We start from the raw sequence: 24,125 nt of genomic DNA, 5'->3' as shown, positions 1-24,125 counted from the left end.
TTGAAATGGACCATTGAAGAAAAAGAAAAATTAACTCCCGAACAAATACTGGATGTATACAGTATAAAGTGGCTAAAGACTCACAGATTAGCGTCTCCATGTCAATTAATGTGGGGAAATAGTCCATTTAAAATGATAAACGACTTATATCAAGGTCGCTTTAAAGAATGGGAATTCAAAGTTACACCAGTTGGCTTTTGGTCCAAATGTAAAGCACTAGAAGCCTTAAGATGGACCATTGAAGAGAAAGAAAAACTGGATGAAAAACAGCTATTAAAAGTATTTAATCAACGATGGCTCATAAAACGAAAATTACGGACACCCTTACAACGCTATTGGAAAGGAAGCCCCTACGGGATGCTTATTGCTTTATATCCAAATCGTTTTTCTAAAGGTATGTTAAAAGGGTATTGTAATAATTAAAGTGGAAATGTAAGTATGCAGAGACGCACTTTGGTGTCTCTTTTTAAAATCCTATGTAAGTACATTCTTATGTGCCTATCGCTTTATTTATCGAAGAAAGTGAATCTGTTAAATTATTTCCCAATCCATCTCGTCAAAGCCATACCAAGAAACCCAGCGCCCATCCCTATCATCCACCCAGTTTGGGCGCCCCCAAACATAGATCTCACTCCCGCGCCAAGAAACGTACAGCCCACGAATACTCCCCCGGATGCCTCAGTTCGGTCGTTCCATACTTCATCCCCACCCTTTCTTTACAACATATACTATATGCAAGCTAAAATTTCTAGCTTATGAACTGTTCATTTTCTCGACTATAACTATATGTTTCATATCCATTACTTACAGGTCCAAATGTCATTTTTACATCAATTCGTTACTTAACTTCATTGGTTACTTTTTTTCATCTTATAGAAGATTATTTCTCAACACATAACACATGGAATTAAATTACTAGTAATGGTAATATAAAGGAACCTTCAATTGTTAACTGTTGTTCCCTTTTTGAAAGTCCTGTCAAAAGACAGGACTTTTTAAATTTACTTCCTACTAATTTGGCTTTTTCGTTAATATCCTTTCACCTTTACATCAGACAATTAAACGATATTGGTGAAGATTCATCAGATTTTAAGTTCCTCTTTCCTTATTAAACTGCATGCTTAAATATTTGGTTTTCAACTTACATTCAAATAACAAAGTGTTCACTTTTTCGATACATTTATGAAACATTCTTATGATATATTAATTATATTCTTTTTATAAATCGTATCGTTCAGTAGAAAATTCCTAGTCCCCTCTAGGAATTTTTCATCTGCAAATAGCATGTTTGTCAGTTCTTTCGCACATCCATGTATAGATAACTATACATTAAAATATTATAATAAAAAATGATTTTATGTAGTATCATATACGACTTTTTCTTTGCTTTTAGGACTCGTACTCAATTGTAAGGGTCATTTTTTTGTTCAAATAAAATATCTATATAGAGATAACGACATTCAAGTAAGTATTTGATAAATTTCGAAGAGGATATACTGAAAGATAACGATTGTATATCCTTTTCATTGGTTCCTCTACCTGATAAACCTTACAAATTTGTAATACTATTGTCACCTTAATTGATAGTAAATTGGTTAATGTTGGTTTATTATACAGACTATTCTTCAAACCGTCTTAGGGGGAAAGCAGTTTTTTATTTTTTCAATAGTACTTACTAAGTATTTCTGTTAATATTTAGTTACCGATATGTGTATCAACCGGCCTGTGCTTCTGTACGGGCTTTTTTGATGCTTTCACGCATCGTAATATCCAGGAACCTGTCTACTAGGCAGTGCATTCTACTAGATTCCCGGATATTAAGACCAACAAAAGCCTTTTCTATTAACTATATAAAGACAATTTTACAAACATAATCCCTTATAGCTTCTATGGATCATCAACTTTTTCATGATTTTTATCTGAGTTTTTCATATTCATATTTCTGTAACATCTATATATAAAGTTTTAAAATATTATGTGTTAAACTTATAGCATTCCAAGAAGTCCTTTACTTTTAGAATCGACAATTCTTCAATACCCTTAGTCTTGCCCTGCATCCCCTGCAGGGCTTTTATCATTTAGCTAGAATTGATAAAGATTTCTTCAACCTTATCTGTGCTGTTATTTACACCTCTAGCTCTTAAATTCTTTGTGAGCCACAAGATTTTCTTCCGTTCATATTCATCTCTCTGCTATTTATCCGTTATTTTCCATCCTTAATAATCCGTTTATTGATGCGTTCCATAATTTTATCCCTAATTAGATTTTCAATAACAACCTCTATTTTCCTAAAATTCAATCAAATCTTTATAAATTTCTAATGAGTATTAATTGATAGGAATCCCACAGCATAAAATGGAATTTATTCTCAAAAGTTATTAATTATTCTATCTGTCAAACTATTAGTTTATCTCTTCTTCATATTTTAATTGTCTTTTGACCACGATCAAACAAATAAAATACACAAATAGGTAAGGAGCATTAGTATGATTATACAAGAAAAATTATCTTTTTCAGATTTAGATTCATTAGATTCAACTACAGACTCCATAATGGATGCATTTAAAGATCTTTATGGAATACTTCCTGACGAAATTGCATTAAATAATGAGACGTTTCCAATTCATAATAAGCCTGCTATTACTGAACGTTATGATCACGCTTGTTATAAAATGCTGGGCCCTTTTATATTTCGAGATCTTGAAGAACCTTCAATAAATGAAATAACCCTAAAGGAACAATTTGTATGTAATCCTAATAATGAAGAAAAAGAGATTGTAGTGACCATAGAAGAACAATGGGTAAATATACAATCTTGGACTTCGAAATCTATTACAGGTTTAACTTTAAAATCAGATCTCATCATTGCAGGTAAATTTCAATCGGGTAATGAATTTAATATTTCAACTTTTGTAGGCGAAAGTAATTCAAAATCAATTCATATCTCTCCTTCAATTGAACATTCTATTAAAGTACCTCCAAATAGCAAAATAAATATAGCAATGATAGGAACATTAATTACTGAGGTTCTCCATTTCCAATCAATTATTACGGTACAAGGCATGTTTGGTGCATGTTTTCCACGTATGGTTCGTGGACATTATGTTGGATTTAAAAGTGCCGGTCACATCCTAAATAAAACATTTGGAGTAATTGAAGGATCTATTAACAATACAGTACTTCAGGATATTGAAATGGATATTAAAGGGATAGAACCTTATTCCTATAAACAAAAAGTGATCAAGTAGTAAAGTTGAAAAACAAAAAAATATACTGTTTTTTGATTCTATATCATATATAGATCAATAGAATAAGGAAACGGAAAAATCTATGGCTAATCGTACTTCAAAATCACTGAATGGAGGAAAATCAATTGTCAAACAAAAATGAGTTAAGTTTTTTCATTATTAGATTAGTATTAGGGTTAACTTTTTTTGCTCATGGACTCACAAAATTTCAAGATGGCATTCATAATACGGAAAATTTCTTCAACAGCCTAGGAATATTCGATTGGCTTGCATATCCAGTAGCAATTCTTGAACTAGTGGGTGGAATTTTAGTTATTCTGGGGCTTGGTACACGAATTATTTCAACCTTATTTTCTTTACTTATAGCCGGAGCTATTATTACTGTGAAATTTGATCAAGGATTTATAGGAGGGTATGAATTTGATTTATTATTATTGGCTGTTTCTTTATTTTTTGTAGTAAATAACAGCCAATCTATATCATTAGATAAACTCCTATCGAATCGTAATAATAAACAACAACGAACTCTATAAACATAAAGTTTCTCCTTAACACGTAAATTTTTATTTTGCGAAGAAGCTTATTTATATGAATTACTCAATTTAGATCCGAAAAAAATAAAAAGAATCCCTTATATTTTGAAAAAGTTTTTTCAAAATATAAGGGATTTATAATTTACTTTTAAATTATTGTATAAAAGGACTTCAACTTTTGGTTACATAAATACCTTCTTATCTTTTTTAAAACGCTCTGTATGCATTTTCTCAGTTGTTAATACCACTTTCTGTGGAATCTTATATAATGGTAGTTTATCTTTACAGAACTCTCTTAATCGCTTTCTAAATTCACTTACACTTTCATTTGTACTTAATTTAACCACAGCCTTAACCATTTGCCCTGTGATTGCATTTTTTTCACCAACAACAGCAACCTCCTCTACTCCATCCATTACCTGTATTACATTTTCAACTTCAGCTGGAAATACTTTTTCTCCGCCAATATTTATAATCTCTGATTTTCTTCCTAAAATTTTAATATAATCTTCATCTACTTCCACCATATCTCCTGTCATAAGCCAGCCATCTTGAGTAAATGGACTTGGAGCATTAATATAGCCAATCATTGTAGACATTGATTTGATCTGCAACATTCCATCCACTACTCTTGACTCAATATTCTTATCGCTTAGTTTGATCCACAAAGAATCATTCGATTTAGATTGTGAATATAAAACTCCATATTCTGACAACCCATACATTTGTGTAATTTTAACATGAGGGAATATTTCGTTTATTTTACTTAGTGTAGCCTCAGGCATAACTTCTGATCCATAAGAAATGGTCTGCAAACTATTTAAATTATACTTTTTATAAACCTCACTCAGTATAAGTAGATTTATAAAAGTTGGTGATGCGGGTAGAGCTTGTACTTGATGTTTCTCAATCATGTTACATACTCGATTAGGGGTACGATCATCAATAATTACCAAACACCCTGAGCTGGAAATAATTTGGAATAGAGTATTAACTCCTCCAATGTGATCAAATAACATAAATGGTATAACACGTTTTGCACTCCTTGCGACACTGTACTTCTTTTGAAGTAATGTAAAATCATGTACAATTGCTTTACTACGTCCAGTTGTACCAGATGAAAACAATACTAATCCTGGATGTTTTAACTTTTTCAGTTGTAATAATAATTCATTTTGAATGTAATCTCTTTTTATATTGATTATTTCAAAGCTTTCCTTTTCAACTTTAATTACATTTTCTAATTCAACTATTTCATAGTATTCTTTCTTCTTACTGTCAACCAATGAATTTAATATTGGTACTACAGTACATCCTAATTCAATAAGTGCTAAAAACATTGCTATAGAGTATGGAGAATAATCCGCTTCCAAAGAGACTATTGTATAATCCATCTTTCTATGTTCATTTAACTCCCTTGTATAAATCTTTATTTGATTTAGAAACCACTCATATGTGTAAGTTTTATCCTCCCAAACTATAGCTTCGCATTCTTTATTCATTTCAAATCTTTCAAATAAAAAATCAATATGCATACCTAACCTCCTTTAAAATTTTCTCCTTTAATATTTTGTTATGTTAGTGATTTTAATTGTTCCTGGCATTCTAAAATATACGCAACTAATGTTTCTATTGTTTTAAATGGGCTATTATGTTGTGACATTGTATCTAAATTCACCAAATCAACTGATAAACTCAATTCATCTTCTAAGCCTTGTTCAATACTTACCAATAAAGATACCAGCCCTAACGAATCTAAATACCCCTCCCAATCATAAAGATGTGCTTTCAAGCCTTTTTCAAGATCAATTTTATTTTCAAGATTTTCATTCACTTCTTCAACACAGCACAATACGATTTGAATAATCTTTTCTTTATTTGTATCTTCCAAGTAAATACACTCCTTTTTATAATAAATCATCTTTTTACTATGAAGATTTCCTTCCGGCGATTGTAGTAGTATATAACATGAACACTAAATACACTTATTCTTCTACTGATAAAGTTTGTAAGTATACGTAGTAGCCTTACTCTACTTCTCTCAATTATCTTTTCCCTATTAAGACTGAAGACTATAATTATGTTGCAGAAGAAATAAAATATTTTCATGTAAGACACACTCTCTATTAATAATATCCATCATTATCAAATTAAAAGATTCGAGATCACTTAAGTTACTATCTTTTTTTAATAATTTAATATGTGCAATCTTATATAGTCTTTCCCATGATTGTTTTATATCCATTAACTCACTAGTAATATGAATAAATTTATCTTTAAATAACTCGTTCATGTCTATAAGTAAGTCATATAAAAAATATCTACTCCATCTCATATCAAATAAACATTTCAAATACAAAGGAAACATATTTCTTTGTTTATGAAAATCTTCATTTATATTTTCTTTAAGTTCAAGGGCTGCAATCTTACCAAAATAATATATCTTATTGTTTTTTTGCATAACTAAACCTCGAACATACTCACTTGATATTTTTTTTAGTGTTCTTAAAAAAATATCTCTAAGATTTTCCATGCTTATTTTTTCTTGTATAATTACATCAATTGATGAGTAAGGTGAAATCCTTTCTATACCTTTTGCTTGAGCCAATTCAGGTATAGCTTTTCCTCCTTTCCAAAAAGAATGGAACTCCTCCATTGATATCTCACCCATAAATTTATTAGGAACTGGATCTTGAACAAATACTTTATCGTCTGTAAGTTTGTTAATTGCGAGGTAATGGTCTGTAACATATTTATCCGTATGGACATCTATATGACTTTTTATAAATTTGGGGTTCAAATAATCATTACTATATGGTAGAAAAAAGGTGCTTCCTAAGGCAATAAATACTTCTTGACGATTCAAACATTCTTTTATATATTGAAGCCCCTTTTCGAAATTAGAATATACATGTTTCTCCATACGAAATGTTTGATTATATTCTAACAACTGTGTATATCTTGCTACAGAAGGTACCGATGTGATAGTATCCATACGATATGATGGTATACTATATAACTCTTCATTCGCTATTAAACTCATGTAACTAACGCTACCCATACTTTTTAATTTATCGTGAAGAATTGGTATATAGCATGAATAATAATAAGGGACATCAAAAGTTGGAATTAATTCTTTCATTTTCACTACAGCACTCACCCCATATTTATTTTTTTACAGCCCTATCCAGTTCTCAACAGTATAATTCAACTGTAAGTCCTTAGTAGCTTTAAATTTTCTATTTGGAATAGGTTGTCCTAATTTATCCACTTCAAAGAGCCTAAAGCCTCTTGAAAACTTAAACCTGCATGCAAGGTCCCTTGGCACTTTAAAATTCCCTGCAAAACGATTTTTTTCTATTCTATCTAGTATCATGCCTACACTCATATAAATTCGTTCACCAACTGGTGTATTTTCAGGTACTTCGACTGTTACAGAAACATCTACAAATTCTGATAATGTTTCTATTACCTTATATTTTTTAGGTATTCCTTTTACACCTTGTGTCACAAAGGTAACTTCGGCTTCTCCTATTTTCTTAGGTATAATTGTTCCATCCCCCATAACCTCTAGCACGTCTGGGTTATCAACTAAAAATACACCATCTAAAACACTCATTTCAAAACCACTATCGTACGTAACAATTGGATTAATTTTCACTTTCATTCCAGTTAATCCAACTACATCTCGACCATCTAATATAACATTAACTATATTGCCAACATCTCCAAAGAAATATATTAATGGTAGATGCATACGTTCTCCCCAGTCTTTCTCAAAATGTGCACCATTTGGATCCTGATAAAAAATTAAATCACCTCTATATTTGTAACCATTTTCCAATAAAGTTTCTGCAATATCTCTCACATGTTTTACCAAGAAAAAACCTTCCGCACTACCTATATCCATCCATATTTTTAAGTCTTTTTTTCCTTCATACATTTCATATAATTTTAATTCCGAATGATCATCTTCAACTTTCACAAAGAATGGAGATAACATCCCAATTTTCCCAAACACTTCAGGATTGCGGAAACCAATATTATAAGTTGATAAACCACCTGCTGATGACCCTATTAGAGCTGTATTTTCAGCATTAGTCAATGTTCTAAAATTTTCATCAATGTAAGGTTTCACCTCATTGATTATAAATTTTTCATATAATAACCCAGAGCATTCAATATGTTTATCTGGTGAAATGAAATGACAAAACTCATTATTTTCTATGATTCTTTTATGTGCTATACCTACTATTATTATCTCTTGAATTTTACCTTCATAAATTAGCATATCAGTCGTCTTGTGGACATTCCATGATTCATCATTTTTTATTACTGGCTCAAACAAGCGCTGCCCAGCATGCATATATAATACAGGATACTTTTGGTACGAATTGCTTTCATAACCAGGTGGTAAATATATAAATAATTTTCTACTATTCTCAAGTATTTCAGAATGAAAATTTTCAATCGTAATCACTTTAGAAGCTCGTTCCATAGTAACCTCCAACTTTCTATTTTTCACTTGCATTAATACAGTTCTCTTCAAATTTTTTAGCTTTAAATCCTTATCCTTCATTTTAATTACAATTGTAAAAAAAGTAGCCCCCTATAGTTAAGACTCCACCAAGATAGTTTTTTCTGCAGTTTGCCACTTTACAACCACTTCTCCAGTTCCAAAACTCGGGGTCCGATACTTATGATTCTCTCCGCCTTCAATCAATAGTGTTTTATTGATCTTTCTAATAAATTTAAATTCAAGCAAGGTATCAGCCGGAACACTTATATCTAAATAACCCGTAGGAAATTGATACATTATTTGATTAAAAAATGGCCCTACTGCCTTGCAAGGATTCATATTTCCTAATGAATATGTGTTCCCCATTATAAAAACTTCACTTTCTGGTATTTCATATCCATTTTCAATAACAAATCGAATACAAACTTGCTTTGTATTGAAGACCTCTACATGTTTATAGATATTACTCCTAGTTCCTGTATCTGTTACAACAGTAATTTCATATTTACCATCGTTCACTGCTGGAACTTTTACTTTTATACTAGTATGTGACCATGAAACAACTTCCGCCTCTTTTTCCTCAAATAATACTGATCCTTTTTTAGAAGTAAAGCCACATCCTTCAATACAAATTATTTGACCAACTGTTGTCATTTTATGTCCCACAGTTCCTATTAAAGGTATACTATTTACTCCTTTATGGTGCCAAACATGTACTGACCCAGGTCCAAGCCATAATGAATCTATATTATTATTTTCAACTCTAATTGCTTCACCATCTAAAAGGCCATCCAATATGTCCTTATACTTTCTAGAAGGAAGAATTGTTTTAACATCTTTTATTTCATATCCTTTTGTTAAATTTCGATTCAACGCTATTAATACCACATCACTTCCAAAGTACCTTTCATATACATAAATATCATCCGTTATATATCTTTCTTTGGTATTTCCATATGGAAGTGCATAATTTAAACTACGAAGCGAAGATAAAGATTGTATTATCTTAAAGTTATCTGTATTCACATCAAAAGATTCCATTTGACCACGATTGTTCGGATCTCCATTTCCAACCATATACTGCTCTGTACCATAGTATACAGAAGGTATTCCCCTTGAAGTTAACAAGAATGCTAATGATTGTTCTATTCTACGTTTACTTTGTCCATTAATGTGAAAACGGTCCATATCATGATTATCAATAAAAGTAACAAGATTATTTACATCATTATAAATTTGATATGTTTCTTCAATCATTTTGTGTAACCCATGCATGGAATCCATTCCATCTCGAAAAACTTCACGTACTTTATGAGCAAAACTAAAGTCTAATAAACTCATACCACTATTATTTGCAAAATGAACATTTCTATGGTCATACTCATTCGGATTGATATACCATTCACCAAAAATAAATACTGGTCTATAATTATAGATTGAATTTAGCCAACTTTTTTGCCAGCCATATGACATGTGTTTTACTGCGTCAACTCGTATACCATCTATTCCTTGGTCTAGCCATAGTTTAATAGCTTCTTTAAAATACAAATCAATAGCTATATTTTGGTGATTTAGATCTGCAAGATCAAATAAATTACGATACACGCCATCTTCATATTCTTCAAAATCCGTCCCACCATTATGATGAAAATAATGATTGTAATCATTATCGTATCCACCAAGTAATAATCCATTATCATATAATCTACCATTTTCAGCATAGATCGCATCATCATGTAATGCAGGCGAAGTGTGATTAGGTGCAAAATCCATAATAATTTTTATATCTTTTGCATGAGCGGTTGCTATTAAGGTTTGAAAGTCTTCAAATGTCCCAAAAAAAGGATTTGTTCTTTTAAAATCACGAGCCCAATATCCATGATATGAAGTACTTCCTACCAAATCATTTATTGGAGTAAAGATATTTTCTACTGGTTGAGATATCCATAATGACGTCACACCTAGTTCAGTAAAATAATTTGTATTTAATTTTTCAATAATCCCTATCCAATCTCCACCAAAGTATTTCTTTTTATTTTTCCTAGATTCATCATATAATCCCCCTTTGGGATTATATGATGGGCATCCATTATGGAATCTGTCCGTTACAATTTGATATATTATATCTTTAGAAAAATTAACGTTGTTCCTATTCACCCTAAGCTTATCTTTTTCTTTCAAATGACAACCTCCATCCCATAGAAGCATTTACCAGCTATTTTCAAACATTTAGTACTCTACCCTTAAGTACTATTTGAAAAATAGTTAAAATATATTTCGCCCCCTAACTAGTAACTCATGTTTCGACTCAGTTTTTCATACAAAATAATGTCTACAAGTGGGTTCTATATTTGTCCTATAAACTGTACCATTTGATTTATGTCGAAGTAAGGGAAAAAATGTCATTATATAGGGAGGATAAATATAGAAAATTCTTACATAGAATTATGCTTACAAAATATAGCCCCAATAAAATACATAGACAAAACATTTTTTATTTGGTAATATTCACCTGAAAATATTTGGTAAAACTTTATGTGGAGAGGAGTATTAAAAATAAATACTAGATTATTAATAAAAATACTATTTATACTACTAATAACAATCTTATATTCCAAAATAAACTATAAAATATAAATATAGCTTCCGCTCTTACAAATATTAAAAACCTAGGGAAAAGCTGTAAAGAAATTTCAAAATAATCTGGAGAAATATTTTATTTTTAAAAATCTTATATAAAAATTAAAACATTATTGTACAGTTAAAATATTCCTTCCTAAATGCTAATTAAAATTTTCTTTATAAATTAAAGATTTACTTCTACAAATTTGATAATGCCATTAGTAGATATTTTCTAGTAATTTAATTTCATAACAATTTAAATCCACTTACATTCTAAGATTTCTATGGTTAATTTATATTGTTTTTTATTTTTCAAACATTTATGTACTTAAATCCATTTCATACCTACCATTTTTACCTCAAAATAACAATATCTTATATTAATATAGCTCTTTTACAATGAGATTCCATTTCATTAATCGTCTAATTAACTCGATTACTAAAGTTCATCACCATTAGTTTGCAAACAAATTTTTATAAATGAGTTACTTAAATTTGTGAGGTGACAATACTATGCAACAACAGGTTGAATTAGATTCCGCTCTTGCTGTTTCTTCGAAAAAGACATTATGGAAAAATCGTACATTTACTTTTGTATTTACAGGTTATACCTTATCAATGTTTGGAAATTCATTTCACAGTATTGCTTTAAACCTTTGGGTACTACAAGCAACAGGAAGTGCCAAATTAATGTCTACAATTGCCATAACTCATATGGTCATGAGCATGTTATTTTCTTCCATTGCAGGTACTGTTGCAGATAGGGTAGATCGCAGAAAACTGATGTGGATAACAGATATAATAAGAAGTCTTTTAATACTAAGCATCGCATTTTGTATTGCGATACCCGGTACCCCCTTTATTCTTATTATTATCTTAACGGCTCTTACTTCTTGTGCAGGATTATTTCAGTCTCCTGCATTCCATGCTTCCTTAGTTGATATTGTAGGAAAAGACAAGGTTCAACAAGCTACTGGAGTATTAAATGTAGCAGATAATGTATCTCGTATTTCAGGGCTAGCAATAGGAGGAGTTGTAGTTGCAGCATTTGGTGGTAGCATTGCTATCTCAGTTGACGCAGTTACTTTTATGTTATCCGCTATTTTAGTGTTATTAAGTGGAAAGTTTCCTAATTCTACAAAAAAAACAGGAATCAAAAATTCATTTCAGGAGGACCTTGTTGCAGGCTTCAAGTATATATGGCAGAATCCTTTTGCTAAATCTGTTATTATACTCTCGCCTACTTTAATCACATTTTTCACTGCTTCATTAATGCTTATTCAAGTAATGTCTGTAAAAGTGTGGAAAGCAAATCCAATTGAATTTGGGATAATTGAATCTAGCATTCCAATAGGTTATATGTTAGGTGCAGGCATTATTATCTTTTTTGATAATAAGTTATATCGACGGGGTTGGTGGATAATCCTTAGTATGGTTTTACTAGCTCCAATCTTTGTAGGGCTATCTTTTGCTCCATCTGTTCTTTATGCAGTACCATTAATTCTCCTCTTAGGAATACTTTTTTCATTTTGTACATTGCTTGTCAATGTGATTATTAAAGTTGAGGTAGATCCTGAGTTACAGGGAAGGACTTTTGGAACACTTGGTTCTCTTACGAGTATTGCATCACCAGTTGCTTTAGCAATCTCCTCATTTTTCGCTGACATATATGGTCCACCATTAATCTTATTAATAAATGGGGTCTTATTATTTATTTCAGGACTAATTGTACTGTTCTTTCTTAAATCAATTAGATCATATAAATGATTCTTTTTCGTTATAAAAAAACATTAAGTATCCAAACTTGAAAAATGCCGAAATTGTTAAGGATATCAACTCTTTCGGCATTTTTCCTATATCACTTAAGGAGAGATTTTATGCCAAAGAAAATACTTATACTCGGAACCTTTCTGATAGCGGCTAGCCTGTTAGGTTGCACAAATATAGAACACAAAGATACTCTCAACAAATTAGAAGCACCCGAAAAAGAACCAGTGGATGTAAAAGAAAAAGTTGCACTTAAACATATGACAGCAGAAGAATATTTAAAAAACTATAATAAAATTAAGAGTACTGTATCTACACAAGGTATTGAAATTCTTCCATTTAATCTTGAACTAGAAAAGAAATCCAATACATATAGGTTTTATTACCCTAAAGAAGTAGATAAATCAGATCAAGATATGAAATGGGTAAGTGTCATGTTAGGAGAAAACGGAAAAGTAATTGATGGAATTATGTATACTGGCTACGCAGATATACATACGATTAAGGCAATGATTCAAGCTGCTAACATTACATGGACTAATGAATTAGATCAGTTAATTGGTTCAATAGGAAATGAAGATTCTTCAAAAACATTGGAAATTGAAAAAGTGAAACTATCTGTTAAAGGTAATTCGAAAAATATTAAAGTTATGATAGATTCAATGAAATTAGATCCACCTCAATCCCTTTAAAACAACTATACTGCCCAATTCCTATTTAATTTCTTTAATTTTACACTATATAGAAATTTATTTAGCTTTTAATAATTAAGTCTAGCTATGAGACTATACAAAAAATCGTCAGCGCTTTTAAAAAGCAACTGACGATTTTTTTATTCTCTTACATTTTTAGTTAAATTGGCATCAACAATATGACTCTGTCTATTTATTTAATTCTAACTTCCAAAACATTATTCTATAATTTCAAAATGGTTATTGCCATTATTACCACCTGGTAATATAAATTTCACATGTTGATCTGCTGGAATAGTTATATAATGATATTGATCAGGTTTAATTAATTTGGTTGTACTTTTCCAAGTTCCTGAAGTCCAGTACGTTACTTGTGAAAAAAATGCTAGTGGCGGGAATTTCTCTGGATCAGTTGACTTATCATTTTCTGATATAATTTCAGGCTTAATTCTAATTTTCTTTCCTGCCGCATTTTTAAATTGAAAGTCATAAACAATTCCATAGTTCCCTTCAAGCGTCGGATTAGAATTTTCTAGATACCATATAGGTGCTTCGTATTCATTAACACCAACACGGGGTTGAGGATAGGCTTTACTTGTCTTTGAACCTACATAAAAGGTACTTGTTGTTACATTATCAATAACAGCATACCTTTCATCGTAATTATAATTAGCAGTTGAAGTAGTTTTATTATAATTTTTAACCTGTGTTGTTTTTATAGGATCAAAAATTTCTGATGGGCTAGAGAACTGTCCATCTGGTTTTTTCTTTGAAACAAATTGACGTAGGGTTAATTTGGCGTTCGGAATAAACTTAATTTTTCCATTAACTGCAAAAGTATCTTCTACATCTTTTTCTAATATAAATACATGTCCATCTGCTGGAATAGTAATAACTTGATCATTGTTACTATTTCCATATTGAACTATGGTACTAGATGTAATGCCCATTATATCCCATGAACCATCAGAACTAACCGGATATGCTGCATTTACAGCACTATTTTTAATTCTTATAGTTTGCGGTTGACGATCTTCATTGTGTATAGCATATCCAAATTTCAATTGATCTCCAGTATAATTTCGATTAAAAAATTCAGCACTATACTCTTGATTTGCTTCTAATATTCTTTCATTTGTGTAGTAAGCATACTTACCAGCTTCAAAATTTGATCCCATATTTAGATTATCGTATACACTTTCTGGTGCATTTGTATATATGTACTTTGCCCCGCCTTGTTTATACTTTATTTGTGTAATCATAGAAGCCTCTACTCCCCCTGAACCAGTTACTCCTAAAAACAAAAGTGACGATAGTAAAACTGCAGAAAAAACTTTTCTGTTCAAAAATACAGCTCCCTTCCATTTATTACAACTAAATCTAGCATACGCTTTACATACAATAAATGTAAATGGGATGTATAGCTGTTGTTATTGAGAAATACTGATCCAACAAAACATGCTCTTAATGATTATATATATAGTAACAACGAACTCTTTTGAACTACCCCCACTTTCACTTCTAAGCGAAGTGAAAGTGGGGGTAGTTCAATTGCCCTCATTAAGAAACGTTTAGATAAAAAAGAAAGAAATCTTTATCAGTTATGTTTTCCACCGCTACTCACAATACAAATACATCACAATAACTCCAAAACAAACGGCATATTACTGGCCAAAAAAGCGTTCACAGCCTTGCCATATTTCCTGAACTAACAAATCGTAATTAATCAGCGTTCTCCAACACTTTTCTCATCTTTTAAAACACCCTATGTCTTTATTAAACTCTTTTTCTTCATCTCACTCTTGTATTTCTTCATACATTCCCTGCCTTTCTTTGTTAACAGCTCTAACTTGATCGTAATCGTAGTCAATCGATTCCCTTTCTTCTGTTCTACGTTGTATTTCTTCGTACATACGCTGCTGCTCCTTGTAAGCTGCATCCCCCTGATCGTAATCAATTAATTCCTGTTCTTCGCCCCTAATTTGTCTTTTTCGCTCTTCTCTCTTTTGTTGTAGTTGATATCTTCTATATGCCTTTTTATCAGTAATTTTTTCACAGTCGTGCGCTAGCTCCTTCGTTTCGTCATGTCCATGTCCGCAAAAATCGTTTGGAATTATAGCACTAGATTTCTTAACAGATTCAGGATTAGGGTCTTCATGTTCTTTGCTAGCCTTCTCATCTTTAACTGCAGTATTGCTAAGACCATCTTGCTCTTTGTTCGTTACATTTCTATTAGAATCAAACTTTATAGTCATCGAACCGTGTCCACCGTGACCTAAATATATGTAGATAGAGAACAATTTAGTTGTTTCGCTGGATCCAGGCTTTCCTGCTATCACTATGACTTTGTCCGCAGACATTCCAACCTTGATTTGATTATACTGTTCTAGAGATACTGTTGATGCGTCCTCATGTACATCTTTATAATGCGGATATTTGTCATTAATTTCCTCATCTTTATTCTTAGATTCCTCCACTTGTTGTACCTTTTTTTTCTTCTTAGGTTCTTCCGTACCCTCTTCGATCTTAGGCGGATTGGACTTCTCCTCTTCTCCCTTTGCAACTTCTATAGAGTCTTGTTTCTTATATGGCTTGTAATCCCCATCTTCCTTTGTAGAGCAGGCACTGAAAATTGATAAAGACGTTGCGCTTAATAAAAGTAATTTCTTTAATAATTTCGTATTAAATTTCATGATATTATTCCTCCGTTACATATATTGAATTGAACCCCATCCTCCTATAAACGTTATCCTTTCCCTTCACATATACATCTCATATAACTTTGCATAAGCCACTTCGTTATTTAACTTACTCCAGTAATCTTCGGCTAAGCTTTTAATTATTAATATGTAAAATTCTTTATCTTTTCATTACACGGATAGCTGTATATTACATTATAATAATATCTCTTTCTCTTTTTAGCAAATATTGTTAATTTTTTCGACGTTGATTTAAAAGGGGGTGTAAAAAATGAATAAGTTGCATTTTTTAGGAGTAAAGATAAAATTTCGTTTGCAAATTAACATAATTTTCATACATTAAAACTCAACATGTTAATAATAGTTATATAATGAGGCCAAACCTTAAGTAAGATCGTTTCCCTGTTACGAGTAATGAGATAGTTTGTTTCATCTTTTTGCTTTTTTATAGAGATTACTTATATTCTAAGCACATTCGACATAAATTGATTATTTTTTTATGAATTTTCTTGAAAAATATTGTAAAATCACTCCATTTTTTCTTCTATTTTGCTATGATAGTTACAATTAAATAGGATTAGGATATTTCTATAGGATGGGGGCGTATATTATGAGTGTCTCAGTAAAAGGAAATGAGCAGTTAACCGCTCTATTGAACGACTGGTATCGATCTATGCTATCTCAACAAGTTATAAAAGCTACTAATCTAAAAAAGAAAATTGATGAAAAAATCAGTAAATTAAGCACCGAGCCAAATCAAGAACATCAAGATCAAAATTTGTTACTATATTACTCACTACTTGAATTCCGTTACAATGTCTTAACAGATAGCCTAGGTATTCAACAAAATAGCTTTGATGCTATTAGCGACTATGATATGCCTGCAGACCATTTTCTACGCTTCTATTATCACTTTTTTAAATCCATTCATTCCACTTTTATATCAAATTATACTGAGGCAGAGGAACATTATAAACTGGCAGAAAAGATATTAGTAGACATACCAGATGAACTTGAACAAGCTGAATTCTACTATAGAATTGCTACTTTTTATCATCATACCTATAACATGCTCGCTTCTATCGAATACGCAAATAAATCGAGAGCAATCTTTTCAAAGTATGAAGGCTATGAAGTAAAAACAGCCTTTTGTAATAGTTTGTTAGGTGGTTGCTGCATCTATTTAAAACAGTACGAACAAGCTGAAGAATATTTACAAAGTGCAATTGATTTACTACAAAAGAATAAGGAAGAAGATTCTTTGTTATACGTAAAAAGTACTATGGGGTGGCTGTACTCTGATCAAAGTATGTCTACTTTAGCTATTCGTCACCTTTCAGAAGTAACAGAGAAAATCCCTACACACTTCAAGGCTATCTTCCTACAAGCTAAGGAACATTATAAATTAGGAGAACAATCAACGGCTAGCAAACTCATTGTTAAGGGGTTAAAGATCTGCAGAGAAATCCATAACGAAGAATATCTACATCACTTCTTTATTTTAAAAAGATTAAACGAAAACATTCCATTGGAAGAATTAGAAAAAATTATTCAAGAAGGAATCTTATACTTTGAGAAAGAAGAGTTATGGGAATATGTTGTCGAATACGCCGAATTATTTGCCACAAAATGTAGACAGTTAGAGAACCACAATAAGGTAAGTGACTATTTCCATATTTGTTATCAAGCAAGACGAAAATTAATCGAAAAAGGAGTGTTAAAATAATGAAAAAAATCAGCTTATTTTTATCGGGTATTGCTTTCATTGGGACGTTAATGGTGGGAATTTCTCAGTTTTCTAAAACAGATCAGCTTGCTACTCATGGACATTACCCTGCTCCTTCATATATTGTTGACGATTATGGTGGTGCACCACCACAAATTTAATGTAAATGGCTTATCTGCTTGTTCAATACGCATAGAGAGTACAATACTTATTTACTATGTTATAAAATTTTTCATTTCCACTCTGTAACAAGATTCTAACATTCTCTCCTAGAATCTCAACTTAAATCTTAAATTCACCAATTAACTCTTGAAGTTCTTCCGCCATCTGTGCTAATTGTATTGCTGAAGAATTTATCTCTTCCATTTCAATATGCTTATACCTTAATTCTAAATTAAATTTCCAGCACTATATTTGCTTTTTTACAGATTTTCTGTCTTGTTCTTAATTTTGTCAAAATCCTCATATAACTATACCAAAAATACATGCTATTATGGTTTTAAGAAACTATGCGTTCCCTTAACCCTGTATCCGGCCCTGTATTTTTACAGGGCCTTTGTTTATGCAATTTATTTATATTTTGCTTATAACAACTAATCAAATCCGCTTTCATTTTAAATTATTTAAATGTCTATTGTATTTCCAATGGATTTTTTTATTTGTTGTAATATAACAAACTCCAACTTAGTCTTATCTAACCAACTTGGAATTATTATTGGGTAACTAAATAAATATTGCTCTAAACAAACATTAACACTATATACATAGTGTTAATGTTATTAATTGAATATTAGTAATAGTAAGTATAAAAATTATCAATTTACTATATCTTACATTTATGTAAAAATAGATTTATGTTAAGCTTTTTCTAAATCTTTCCCCTAATAAAGATTTGAAAGTAGCATTTCATGATTCTCCTTACTGTTAATATGCCAGGAAAAAGAACCCTATAGGGTTCTTTTTCTGTTCATTACAACCTCTTTCTACTTAATACTACTATCTTACGTATCGCTATGCATATCTTGGGCAATTCCCTTCACCTCAAACCGATAATCTATATTATGTTTAAAAATATTTCTATTAATACAGCTTGATTCATTTAATTGTTATATATAGAATTATAGTTAGATCTATCTGGCCAATCTACATTCAAATAGATTCTCATTTTAACATGACATAAATTCATTAAATATATAGGAGTTTAATATGACTGTAACTACATACAATTTATACGAATACAAAGATTACTGGAATGATTTTGAGATCCGTGAATACTTAGAGTTTCTAGATCTATTTAAAGCAAGATTAAAATTCTACTGTGATTGTGGATTTTACATTGGTATAGATACAAATTTAATTATGGATTTCCCCGTTATTTTAGATTTAATAAAATCAAAAGATAAGTTATTAATTAGCCGCAAAGTATATGATGAGTTAGATGGTTTGAAAAAATCCAGCAATAAAGCAGGTAAACAAGCTCGTTACGCACTACAGAAATTAGAAGAATATCAAATTTCAAACGGATCTATTTCTTTTTTAAAAACAGATAAAACTTTTACTGAATCATTAAATCTTCAACCTGAATCACCTGACGACCTAATTATTGCGAGCTATATAAAAGAAAAAAATCAAAATGATAAAAAAGTTTTATTTTTATCAAATGATCGTGGAGCTCGTATACTTTCACGAAGTGTCAATTTAGATAACTTTGAACTCACAGAGGATCTTATTATACCTTGTGATGAGGAAGGATTAGTACTTATTGAATACGAACATTTTCTGGAATTTTTTGAGCAAGATAAATTGGGAGGAAATTATTCTTCTATTGAAAACAATCCTTATTACTATCAACAATTTTAAAATTTTTATTTATATCATAGAGAATACCGTAGATTCACAGATGAAAATGATAAACTAAATCCTTTAGATCTTTTGAATTCCACTCTCTCACCATTTCATATAGAAAGAAAAAAAAATGCTGAAACATTTGGCTATCAATTTATAAAAAACTATGGAGAAAACGAACAACGTTCATATGATACTGCTTTTAATACTATCTATACCCCTAAGCTGCCATTTGAAACAGAATATAAATATGATCATAGTTTTTTAAAGGGAATTGACTGGTTAGAAAGGACAAAAAAGTTTTTACATAAACAAGGGGGATTATCCTTTATACCTACAATAATGACTTTTAAACATACCTTTATTCAAGCCATACAAGAACATCATGAAAAGGGTGGGTATTTTTTTATAGATGAAACTATATACAAGAGGTTTCCAATTATACTCAAGTTAATTCCAGACATTTCAAATTTGTTAATAGATGAGTCTACATATCATTCATTACAAAAAGATCCAATTTACATGACATTAAAATATTGTGTTGAAAAAGAAATTATTACGTTTCCATTTTCTCTAGAATCTACAAACATAAATAACGAATCCGGAAAAGATACAAAAAAACAAATTACAGAGGAATTAATTTTATCTACCCTTAGTTACCACGATAGGCAGAAAGATATTCTTGTACTTTCAAATAATGTAGAATTAAGAAATATGGCACGTTCTTTTCAATTCCAAGTATATGAACCTCCTTCAGAAAAAATCTTTTGTAAACCAATGCAGCTCTTATTTCAAGCTACAAAAGAACAATTAATGCGCTTATATTACACAGATTTATAATTTAAACTTGATTCTCATAAGAAAGCCCCACCTTTCTATAATTGAAAGGTGGGGCTAAAAGTTGATTTAAATTTCTTGTACTATGTTGTTTTACTTATTATACTTTCATTAAAATATGGCATATCTACATCTAGCGAGACAGGTATATTCCCATGGATATATTCTACATTTTTTGCCTTTGATTCACTTGTAATTTCTTGATACTCCTGCTCTCTACCAATTGGTTTATTGAGTCTTGGACACCAATATACAGGTCTCTCAATTGGTCTCTTACTTTCCTCTAATTTTTTTGCTTCTTCTAGCATTTTCTTTCTACTTTTTCTTACTACGAAAGCTACATAAACAAACACGCATAGTATTATTTTCGTAAGCATCTTAATTCCTCCTTTAAATTCAGATAATCCCTCATCTATTTAAACATAATTTCCTAATATTAAATATAAACGATTATAAAAGTTATATATGTAGGCTTGTTCTATTTCCCCCTACATATATAATAATTTTTTAAGAACTAATTTTAAAAATACGGCCCTAGCATCCTAACTAAAAACGATTTTATCATTTTCTGACAGAATACTACTTCCTCAAGTGTGTGAAGGGCGCTAGCCCAAGGGTATGTGGGGGATAAATTTCGGTAATAAAAAGCTTGCAAAAGCGATTAGTGACATGTCTTAGTCACAATTTCGAAAAATGTTGGAATATAAAGCTAAGTGGTATAGCAAACAAGTGGTTGTGGTAGCTAAAACATTTACTTCTAGTCAATTATGTTCCAATTGTGACTAAAAAAACAAAAATGCTAAAAATCTAACCATTCGAGAGTGGAATTGTCCTTCTTGTAGCACACATCACGATAGAGATCAAAACATAGCGCTCAATCTTACAAATGAAGCGATTCGTCTTTTAAGCTTAGAAACTACGGGGATCACTTGCTTAATTAGAAACCGTTAGGTTTTTGTACTTAGGAATTTCCCAATTCAAACAATCCGTAAGGATATTAGTTGGTGAGTAGTTCAATAAATACTTCTATACTATATTGCTTAATATCGGAAACGTGTACTAAATTATACGCTTTTTTTATTCTATTAAAGCAATTATCTATTTCTTCTTTTTCCAAGATAAATTTACTAGATTCATAATCCTCTAATTCTGAATCATCTATTTTCCGTATTAAGTCAAACTGAATCATTTTCTCTAAACTCTTTCCACTATAAGCCCCTAAAGTAGTGATTATACAGTCTAATAATTCTTTATCTGTTTCAGTTAAATATTTTATTTCCTCACAATTCACCTCAAGATTATCGTACTGATATACTTTGTATCTATCAAGAATTACCCTATATACAGGACCACGCGTTCCTATTTCACAATCCTCTTCAAACAAGTATTTCCCAGTAAAAACCTTACAAAATCCTTGTGCATAGTATAAAAGCCTTTGCAGAGCTAAAGGCGTTAAATCATCATTTTTAGATAGTATATATTGAGTAACTTCTTCAATTTTCGTTCCCTTAGTAAAAGTATTTTCCTGCAGTTTTGCAATTGCCTCTTTAGAAACCTTATATGCTTTTTGAGTAATTAAATCTTTATTTTTTTCCAAGGTATCTAGCATAAAAGATGGTTCACTACCTAACCGCTTCAATATATCCGAGTACTGCTTTGTTGGAATATCTCCATTTATATACCTTGTTAAGGTAACTTCACCCCAACCTAACAGTAAAGATAGCGGCCGCTTTCCAATCTTATATTTTTCTAAAACCTCATTTATTTGGGAAATAGTCACTAACTGTTCCTGCTTTCTATATACATGATCTAACTGTTCTAAATTATAATCTCGAATCTCAGAAACAAATATGTTCGATTCACACTCTTTACAGAATGCTTCTTTACCAATGTAACGATATTCCTTTCCTCTAATACCTCTCATTTTGGAAACATCTTTAACAGAATAATTTACCATATCACGACAAAACTCACAGAAAGTTAACATTAAAACACTCCTTTATTTTAAAACCTTAAGTCACTTATCTTTATCTAAAAAGATAAGTGACTGGTTTATTTCTTTTATGAAAAGAAATAATAATTATATATTTGTTTTCATTTTTATATTTAATTAAATTCGTTTTAATATATATTTCTACTAATTCCTTTTCTCCCCAATAATCCAACTCATATTGTGGACAAAAAATATACAATTTTTCATGAGCAAATTTAGGATTTTTATTATCAACTGCGTAACAAAAATCACGCGCTTCAATATTAAGAAGAATTTCTTTCTCCTTACATTTGTCAATTTTATAATCCTCTATAAAACCAATATTTTCTTCCCTTTTTTCATTTTGAGAAATCATATAATGGTCACTTTTAAGTAATTCTTTAAATTCTCCTATGTATTGCTCAATCTCTTTAAGTGTAAAATTAATGTGTTTTTTCGTTTCTCTATTTCGAAAGATTGTACGCATTTAAATTCTTTCCCCTTTCAAATCATACCTTACATTCACTAGAAACACAATAAAAAAACGTATCAATTGATACGTTTTTTTATAAAGTAGACTTCACCCTATGCCTCTTATAATAATTACATTCATGCCATCTACAAAACTTCTATATAATTATTTTCCTATAACTCGCAAATCCATTAAGGTATCTATCCTAATGTCACAAAGTTATTTAACTTCTGATAAGCCAAACCTTTATTTAATAAAAAGCTTGTTTAGCTTATCTCACAAAAAAATCTCTTTTATCCTTTCCACTCTCATGATATACAAATCAATTAATTCATTTGTTCTTTCCCCCTAAACAAAATTTCTTTTTTTATTTGTTATTGTAAAAACAACTCGATGTTTTGATCTATTTGAAACCAAATAAAAAAAGCTTCCCTAAGTCGATTAATTATGCACATAGCAAAATAAGCTATTTACACTAATCGGCTCAAAGAAGCCCTCTCAAAATTAAAGTAAGAACAGAACTTACTTTTACAACTCAACCATTACACAAGGTATGGGAATAAACGGAATCAAATAAACTGACTTTACAACTATATATTACGTTATAATATTATCATTTTCAAGCGTATTGTATTAATTCCTATAGCGATTCTACTGTAGGAATATCAGCTGGCGCCCAATATAAATTATTTAAATCTTTAACACGAACCCATTTTAACTCTGTATGCTCAAGAGCTTTAGGTATACCTTCAAGGATTTGCGCTTTATATGTAGTCAGATGAACAATGATAGTTTCATACTCATATTCAATTTCCTCTACTTTCTCATCTACAGTAATACTACATCCCAGCTCCTCTTTAATCTCACGAACCAGTGCTACTTGCGGCTCTTCTCCGTTCTTTATCTTACCACCTGGAAATTCCCAGTAATTCGGTAAGGTCATTGTAGGAGAACATAATGCACATAAGACTTCATTGTTTTCATTAAAAATCACCGCACCAACAACTGATATCCTTCTCTTCATAATTACTTATTCACTTCCTTATACAATTTAGTTAATACTCAATATCTTATTTGGATTAGGATTTTTGAGAAATAACTTTAGTGATACATTAATTCTTCTACTAGTAGATACTTGAAACAAACCATTTTAAAAGCTGAAACAGCTAGAACATCTCTTCATATTAGCGTAC

21 protein-coding genes and 2 pseudogenes are annotated in these 24,125 nt (G+C 30.7%); 10 read left to right on the top strand and 13 right to left on the bottom strand.

All coding sequences use genetic code 11. The annotated features are described in order from the left end of the window. Nucleotides 1-423, top strand: a 423-nt coding sequence (locus tag MR167_RS22125; RefSeq protein WP_481746705.1) for a DUF4046 domain-containing protein, incomplete at its 5' end; no start/stop codon positions are given. Between the two features lie 113 nt (nt 424-536). Here MR167_RS22125 and MR167_RS33000 read toward each other — a convergent pair. Further along, nucleotides 537-659 (bottom strand): hypothetical protein, encoded by a 123-nt coding sequence (locus MR167_RS33000; RefSeq protein ID WP_255787195.1) that lies wholly within the window; start codon nt 657-659, stop codon nt 537-539. A 1,827-nt stretch (nt 660-2,486) separates the two neighbouring features. On the opposite strand from MR167_RS33000, the gene MR167_RS22120 reads away from it, so the two are divergent. Further along, complete coding sequence (locus MR167_RS22120; RefSeq protein WP_242315478.1) at nt 2,487-3,248, top strand: hydralysin-2; 762 nt, start codon at nt 2,487-2,489, stop codon at nt 3,246-3,248. 125 nt (nt 3,249-3,373) lie between these two features. Further along, nucleotides 3,374-3,781, top strand: a complete 408-nt coding sequence (locus tag MR167_RS22115) for a DoxX family protein (protein WP_242315477.1) — start codon at nt 3,374-3,376, stop codon at nt 3,779-3,781. A 182-nt stretch (nt 3,782-3,963) separates the two neighbouring features. Here MR167_RS22115 and MR167_RS22110 read toward each other — a convergent pair whose 3' ends face one another. The 5 genes from MR167_RS22110 to MR167_RS22090 form a co-directional block, all read right to left on the bottom strand. Beyond that, nucleotides 3,964-5,316, bottom strand: a complete 1,353-nt coding sequence (locus tag MR167_RS22110; protein WP_242315476.1) for an ANL family adenylate-forming protein — start codon at nt 5,314-5,316, stop codon at nt 3,964-3,966. Between the two features lie 38 nt (nt 5,317-5,354). Beyond that, nucleotides 5,355-5,672: an acyl carrier protein gene (locus MR167_RS22105; RefSeq protein ID WP_097890693.1), complete on the bottom strand. Its 318-nt coding sequence runs from the start codon at nt 5,670-5,672 to the stop codon at nt 5,355-5,357. Between the two features lie 168 nt (nt 5,673-5,840). Next, the gene (locus tag MR167_RS22100) at nt 5,841-6,929 is read right to left on the bottom strand and encodes a hypothetical protein (protein ID WP_346657774.1); all 1,089 of its coding nucleotides are present in this window, start codon (nt 6,927-6,929) and stop codon (nt 5,841-5,843) included. Nucleotides 6,930-6,956: 27 nt separating this feature from the next. Continuing rightward, nucleotides 6,957-8,279 (bottom strand): alpha/beta hydrolase, encoded by a 1,323-nt coding sequence (locus MR167_RS22095; protein ID WP_242315475.1) that lies wholly within the window; start codon nt 8,277-8,279, stop codon nt 6,957-6,959. A 117-nt stretch (nt 8,280-8,396) separates the two neighbouring features. Next, nucleotides 8,397-10,481: an alpha-amylase family glycosyl hydrolase gene (locus MR167_RS22090; protein WP_242315474.1), complete on the bottom strand. Its 2,085-nt coding sequence runs from the start codon at nt 10,479-10,481 to the stop codon at nt 8,397-8,399. A 954-nt stretch (nt 10,482-11,435) separates the two neighbouring features. On the opposite strand from MR167_RS22090, the gene MR167_RS22085 reads away from it, so the two are divergent. Both MR167_RS22085 and MR167_RS22080 read left to right on the top strand, forming a co-directional pair. Beyond that, nucleotides 11,436-12,689 carry an MFS transporter gene (locus MR167_RS22085; RefSeq protein ID WP_137075299.1) on the top strand — a complete coding sequence of 418 codons (1,254 nt, stop codon included), beginning with the start codon at nt 11,436-11,438 and terminating at the stop codon, nt 12,687-12,689. A 110-nt stretch (nt 12,690-12,799) separates the two neighbouring features. Next, the gene (locus MR167_RS22080; RefSeq protein WP_242315473.1) at nt 12,800-13,381 is read left to right on the top strand and encodes a hypothetical protein; all 582 of its coding nucleotides are present in this window, start codon (nt 12,800-12,802) and stop codon (nt 13,379-13,381) included. A 218-nt stretch (nt 13,382-13,599) separates the two neighbouring features. Here the strand turns inward: MR167_RS22080 and MR167_RS22075 are convergent, their stop codons facing one another. Both MR167_RS22075 and MR167_RS22070 read right to left on the bottom strand, forming a co-directional pair. Continuing rightward, on the bottom strand, nt 13,600-14,727 hold the full coding sequence (locus tag MR167_RS22075; protein WP_242315472.1) for a copper amine oxidase: 1,128 nt from the start codon (nt 14,725-14,727) through the stop codon (nt 13,600-13,602). Nucleotides 14,728-15,177: 450 nt separating this feature from the next. Next, nucleotides 15,178-16,074 (bottom strand): outer membrane protein assembly factor BamE, encoded by an 897-nt coding sequence (locus MR167_RS22070; protein ID WP_242315470.1) that lies wholly within the window; start codon nt 16,072-16,074, stop codon nt 15,178-15,180. A gap of 616 nt (nt 16,075-16,690) precedes the next feature. Here MR167_RS22070 and MR167_RS22065 point away from each other — a divergent pair. Together MR167_RS22065 and MR167_RS22060 are read left to right on the top strand one after the other, a co-directional pair. Beyond that, nucleotides 16,691-17,806: a Rap family tetratricopeptide repeat protein gene (locus MR167_RS22065; RefSeq protein ID WP_086398609.1), complete on the top strand. Its 1,116-nt coding sequence runs from the start codon at nt 16,691-16,693 to the stop codon at nt 17,804-17,806. After that, nucleotides 17,806-17,967, top strand: coding sequence for a hypothetical protein (locus MR167_RS22060; protein WP_242315469.1), 162 nt, complete (start codon nt 17,806-17,808; stop codon nt 17,965-17,967). The genes MR167_RS22065 and MR167_RS22060 overlap by 1 nt, the downstream gene beginning before the upstream one ends. 121 nt (nt 17,968-18,088) lie before the next feature. Here the strand turns inward: MR167_RS22060 and MR167_RS33720 are convergent. Then, a pseudogene (locus MR167_RS33720) lies at nt 18,089-18,184 on the bottom strand (methyl-accepting chemotaxis protein); the annotation flags it as partial. A gap of 828 nt (nt 18,185-19,012) precedes the next feature. Here MR167_RS33720 and MR167_RS22055 point away from each other — a divergent pair. Beyond that, nucleotides 19,013-19,666, top strand: coding sequence for a PIN domain-containing protein (locus tag MR167_RS22055; protein WP_242315467.1), 654 nt, complete (start codon nt 19,013-19,015; stop codon nt 19,664-19,666). Nucleotides 19,667-19,738: 72 nt separating this feature from the next. Beyond that, entirely contained in the window at nt 19,739-20,491 is a 753-nt protein-coding gene (locus tag MR167_RS22050) for a hypothetical protein (RefSeq protein ID WP_242315465.1), read from the top strand. Between the two features lie 80 nt (nt 20,492-20,571). On the opposite strand, the gene MR167_RS22045 is transcribed toward MR167_RS22050, so the two are convergent. Next, nucleotides 20,572-20,865 (bottom strand): hypothetical protein, encoded by a 294-nt coding sequence (locus MR167_RS22045; protein WP_000956286.1) that lies wholly within the window; start codon nt 20,863-20,865, stop codon nt 20,572-20,574. A 262-nt stretch (nt 20,866-21,127) separates the two neighbouring features. On the opposite strand from MR167_RS22045, the pseudogene MR167_RS22040 reads away from it, so the two are divergent. Continuing rightward, nucleotides 21,128-21,439, top strand: a pseudogene (locus tag MR167_RS22040) (zinc ribbon domain-containing protein); the annotation flags it as partial. 46 nt (nt 21,440-21,485) lie between these two features. Here MR167_RS22040 and MR167_RS22035 read toward each other — a convergent pair. From MR167_RS22035 to MR167_RS22025, 3 genes are all read right to left on the bottom strand, one after another. Further along, complete coding sequence (locus MR167_RS22035; RefSeq protein ID WP_242315462.1) at nt 21,486-22,475, bottom strand: type II toxin-antitoxin system antitoxin SocA domain-containing protein; 990 nt, start codon at nt 22,473-22,475, stop codon at nt 21,486-21,488. Between the two features lie 40 nt (nt 22,476-22,515). Next, complete coding sequence (locus MR167_RS22030) at nt 22,516-22,947, bottom strand: hypothetical protein (protein WP_001259122.1); 432 nt, start codon at nt 22,945-22,947, stop codon at nt 22,516-22,518. A gap of 625 nt (nt 22,948-23,572) precedes the next feature. Next, the gene (locus MR167_RS22025) at nt 23,573-23,956 is read right to left on the bottom strand and encodes a (deoxy)nucleoside triphosphate pyrophosphohydrolase (protein WP_242315461.1); all 384 of its coding nucleotides are present in this window, start codon (nt 23,954-23,956) and stop codon (nt 23,573-23,575) included. Nucleotides 23,957-24,125 lie beyond the last annotated feature (169 nt).

It is taken from the genome of Bacillus cereus group sp. BfR-BA-01355 (assembly GCF_022663675.1).
In the GTDB taxonomy this organism is placed as follows: domain Bacteria; phylum Bacillota; class Bacilli; order Bacillales; family Bacillaceae_G; genus Bacillus_A; species Bacillus_A thuringiensis_S.
The sequence above is the reverse complement of the archived record's forward strand: the minus strand, read 5'-3'. Positions and strand labels throughout refer to the sequence as shown.

What these genes read in the sequence shown, in the direction of transcription:
- MR167_RS22060 (WP_242315469.1), top strand. Translation starts at nt 17,806, where the DNA reads ATGAAAAAAATCAGCTTATTTTTATCGGGTATTGCTTTCATTGGGACG.
- MR167_RS22065 (WP_086398609.1), top strand. Translation starts at nt 16,691, where the DNA reads ATGAGTGTCTCAGTAAAAGGAAATGAGCAGTTAACCGCTCTATTGAAC.
- MR167_RS22095 (WP_242315475.1), bottom strand. Translation starts at nt 8,279, where the DNA reads ATGGAACGAGCTTCTAAAGTGATTACGATTGAAAATTTTCATTCTGAA.
- MR167_RS22055 (WP_242315467.1), top strand. Translation starts at nt 19,013, where the DNA reads ATGACTGTAACTACATACAATTTATACGAATACAAAGATTACTGGAAT.
- MR167_RS22030 (WP_001259122.1), bottom strand. Translation starts at nt 22,947, where the DNA reads ATGCGTACAATCTTTCGAAATAGAGAAACGAAAAAACACATTAATTTT.
- MR167_RS22070 (WP_242315470.1), bottom strand. Translation starts at nt 16,074, where the DNA reads ATGAAATTTAATACGAAATTATTAAAGAAATTACTTTTATTAAGCGCA.
- MR167_RS22110 (WP_242315476.1), bottom strand. Translation starts at nt 5,316, where the DNA reads ATGCATATTGATTTTTTATTTGAAAGATTTGAAATGAATAAAGAATGC.
- MR167_RS22085 (WP_137075299.1), top strand. Translation starts at nt 11,436, where the DNA reads ATGCAACAACAGGTTGAATTAGATTCCGCTCTTGCTGTTTCTTCGAAA.
- MR167_RS22120 (WP_242315478.1), top strand. Translation starts at nt 2,487, where the DNA reads ATGATTATACAAGAAAAATTATCTTTTTCAGATTTAGATTCATTAGAT.
- MR167_RS22045 (WP_000956286.1), bottom strand. Translation starts at nt 20,865, where the DNA reads ATGCTTACGAAAATAATACTATGCGTGTTTGTTTATGTAGCTTTCGTA.
- MR167_RS22035 (WP_242315462.1), bottom strand. Translation starts at nt 22,475, where the DNA reads ATGTTAACTTTCTGTGAGTTTTGTCGTGATATGGTAAATTATTCTGTT.
- MR167_RS22080 (WP_242315473.1), top strand. Translation starts at nt 12,800, where the DNA reads ATGCCAAAGAAAATACTTATACTCGGAACCTTTCTGATAGCGGCTAGC.
- MR167_RS22025 (WP_242315461.1), bottom strand. Translation starts at nt 23,956, where the DNA reads ATGAAGAGAAGGATATCAGTTGTTGGTGCGGTGATTTTTAATGAAAAC.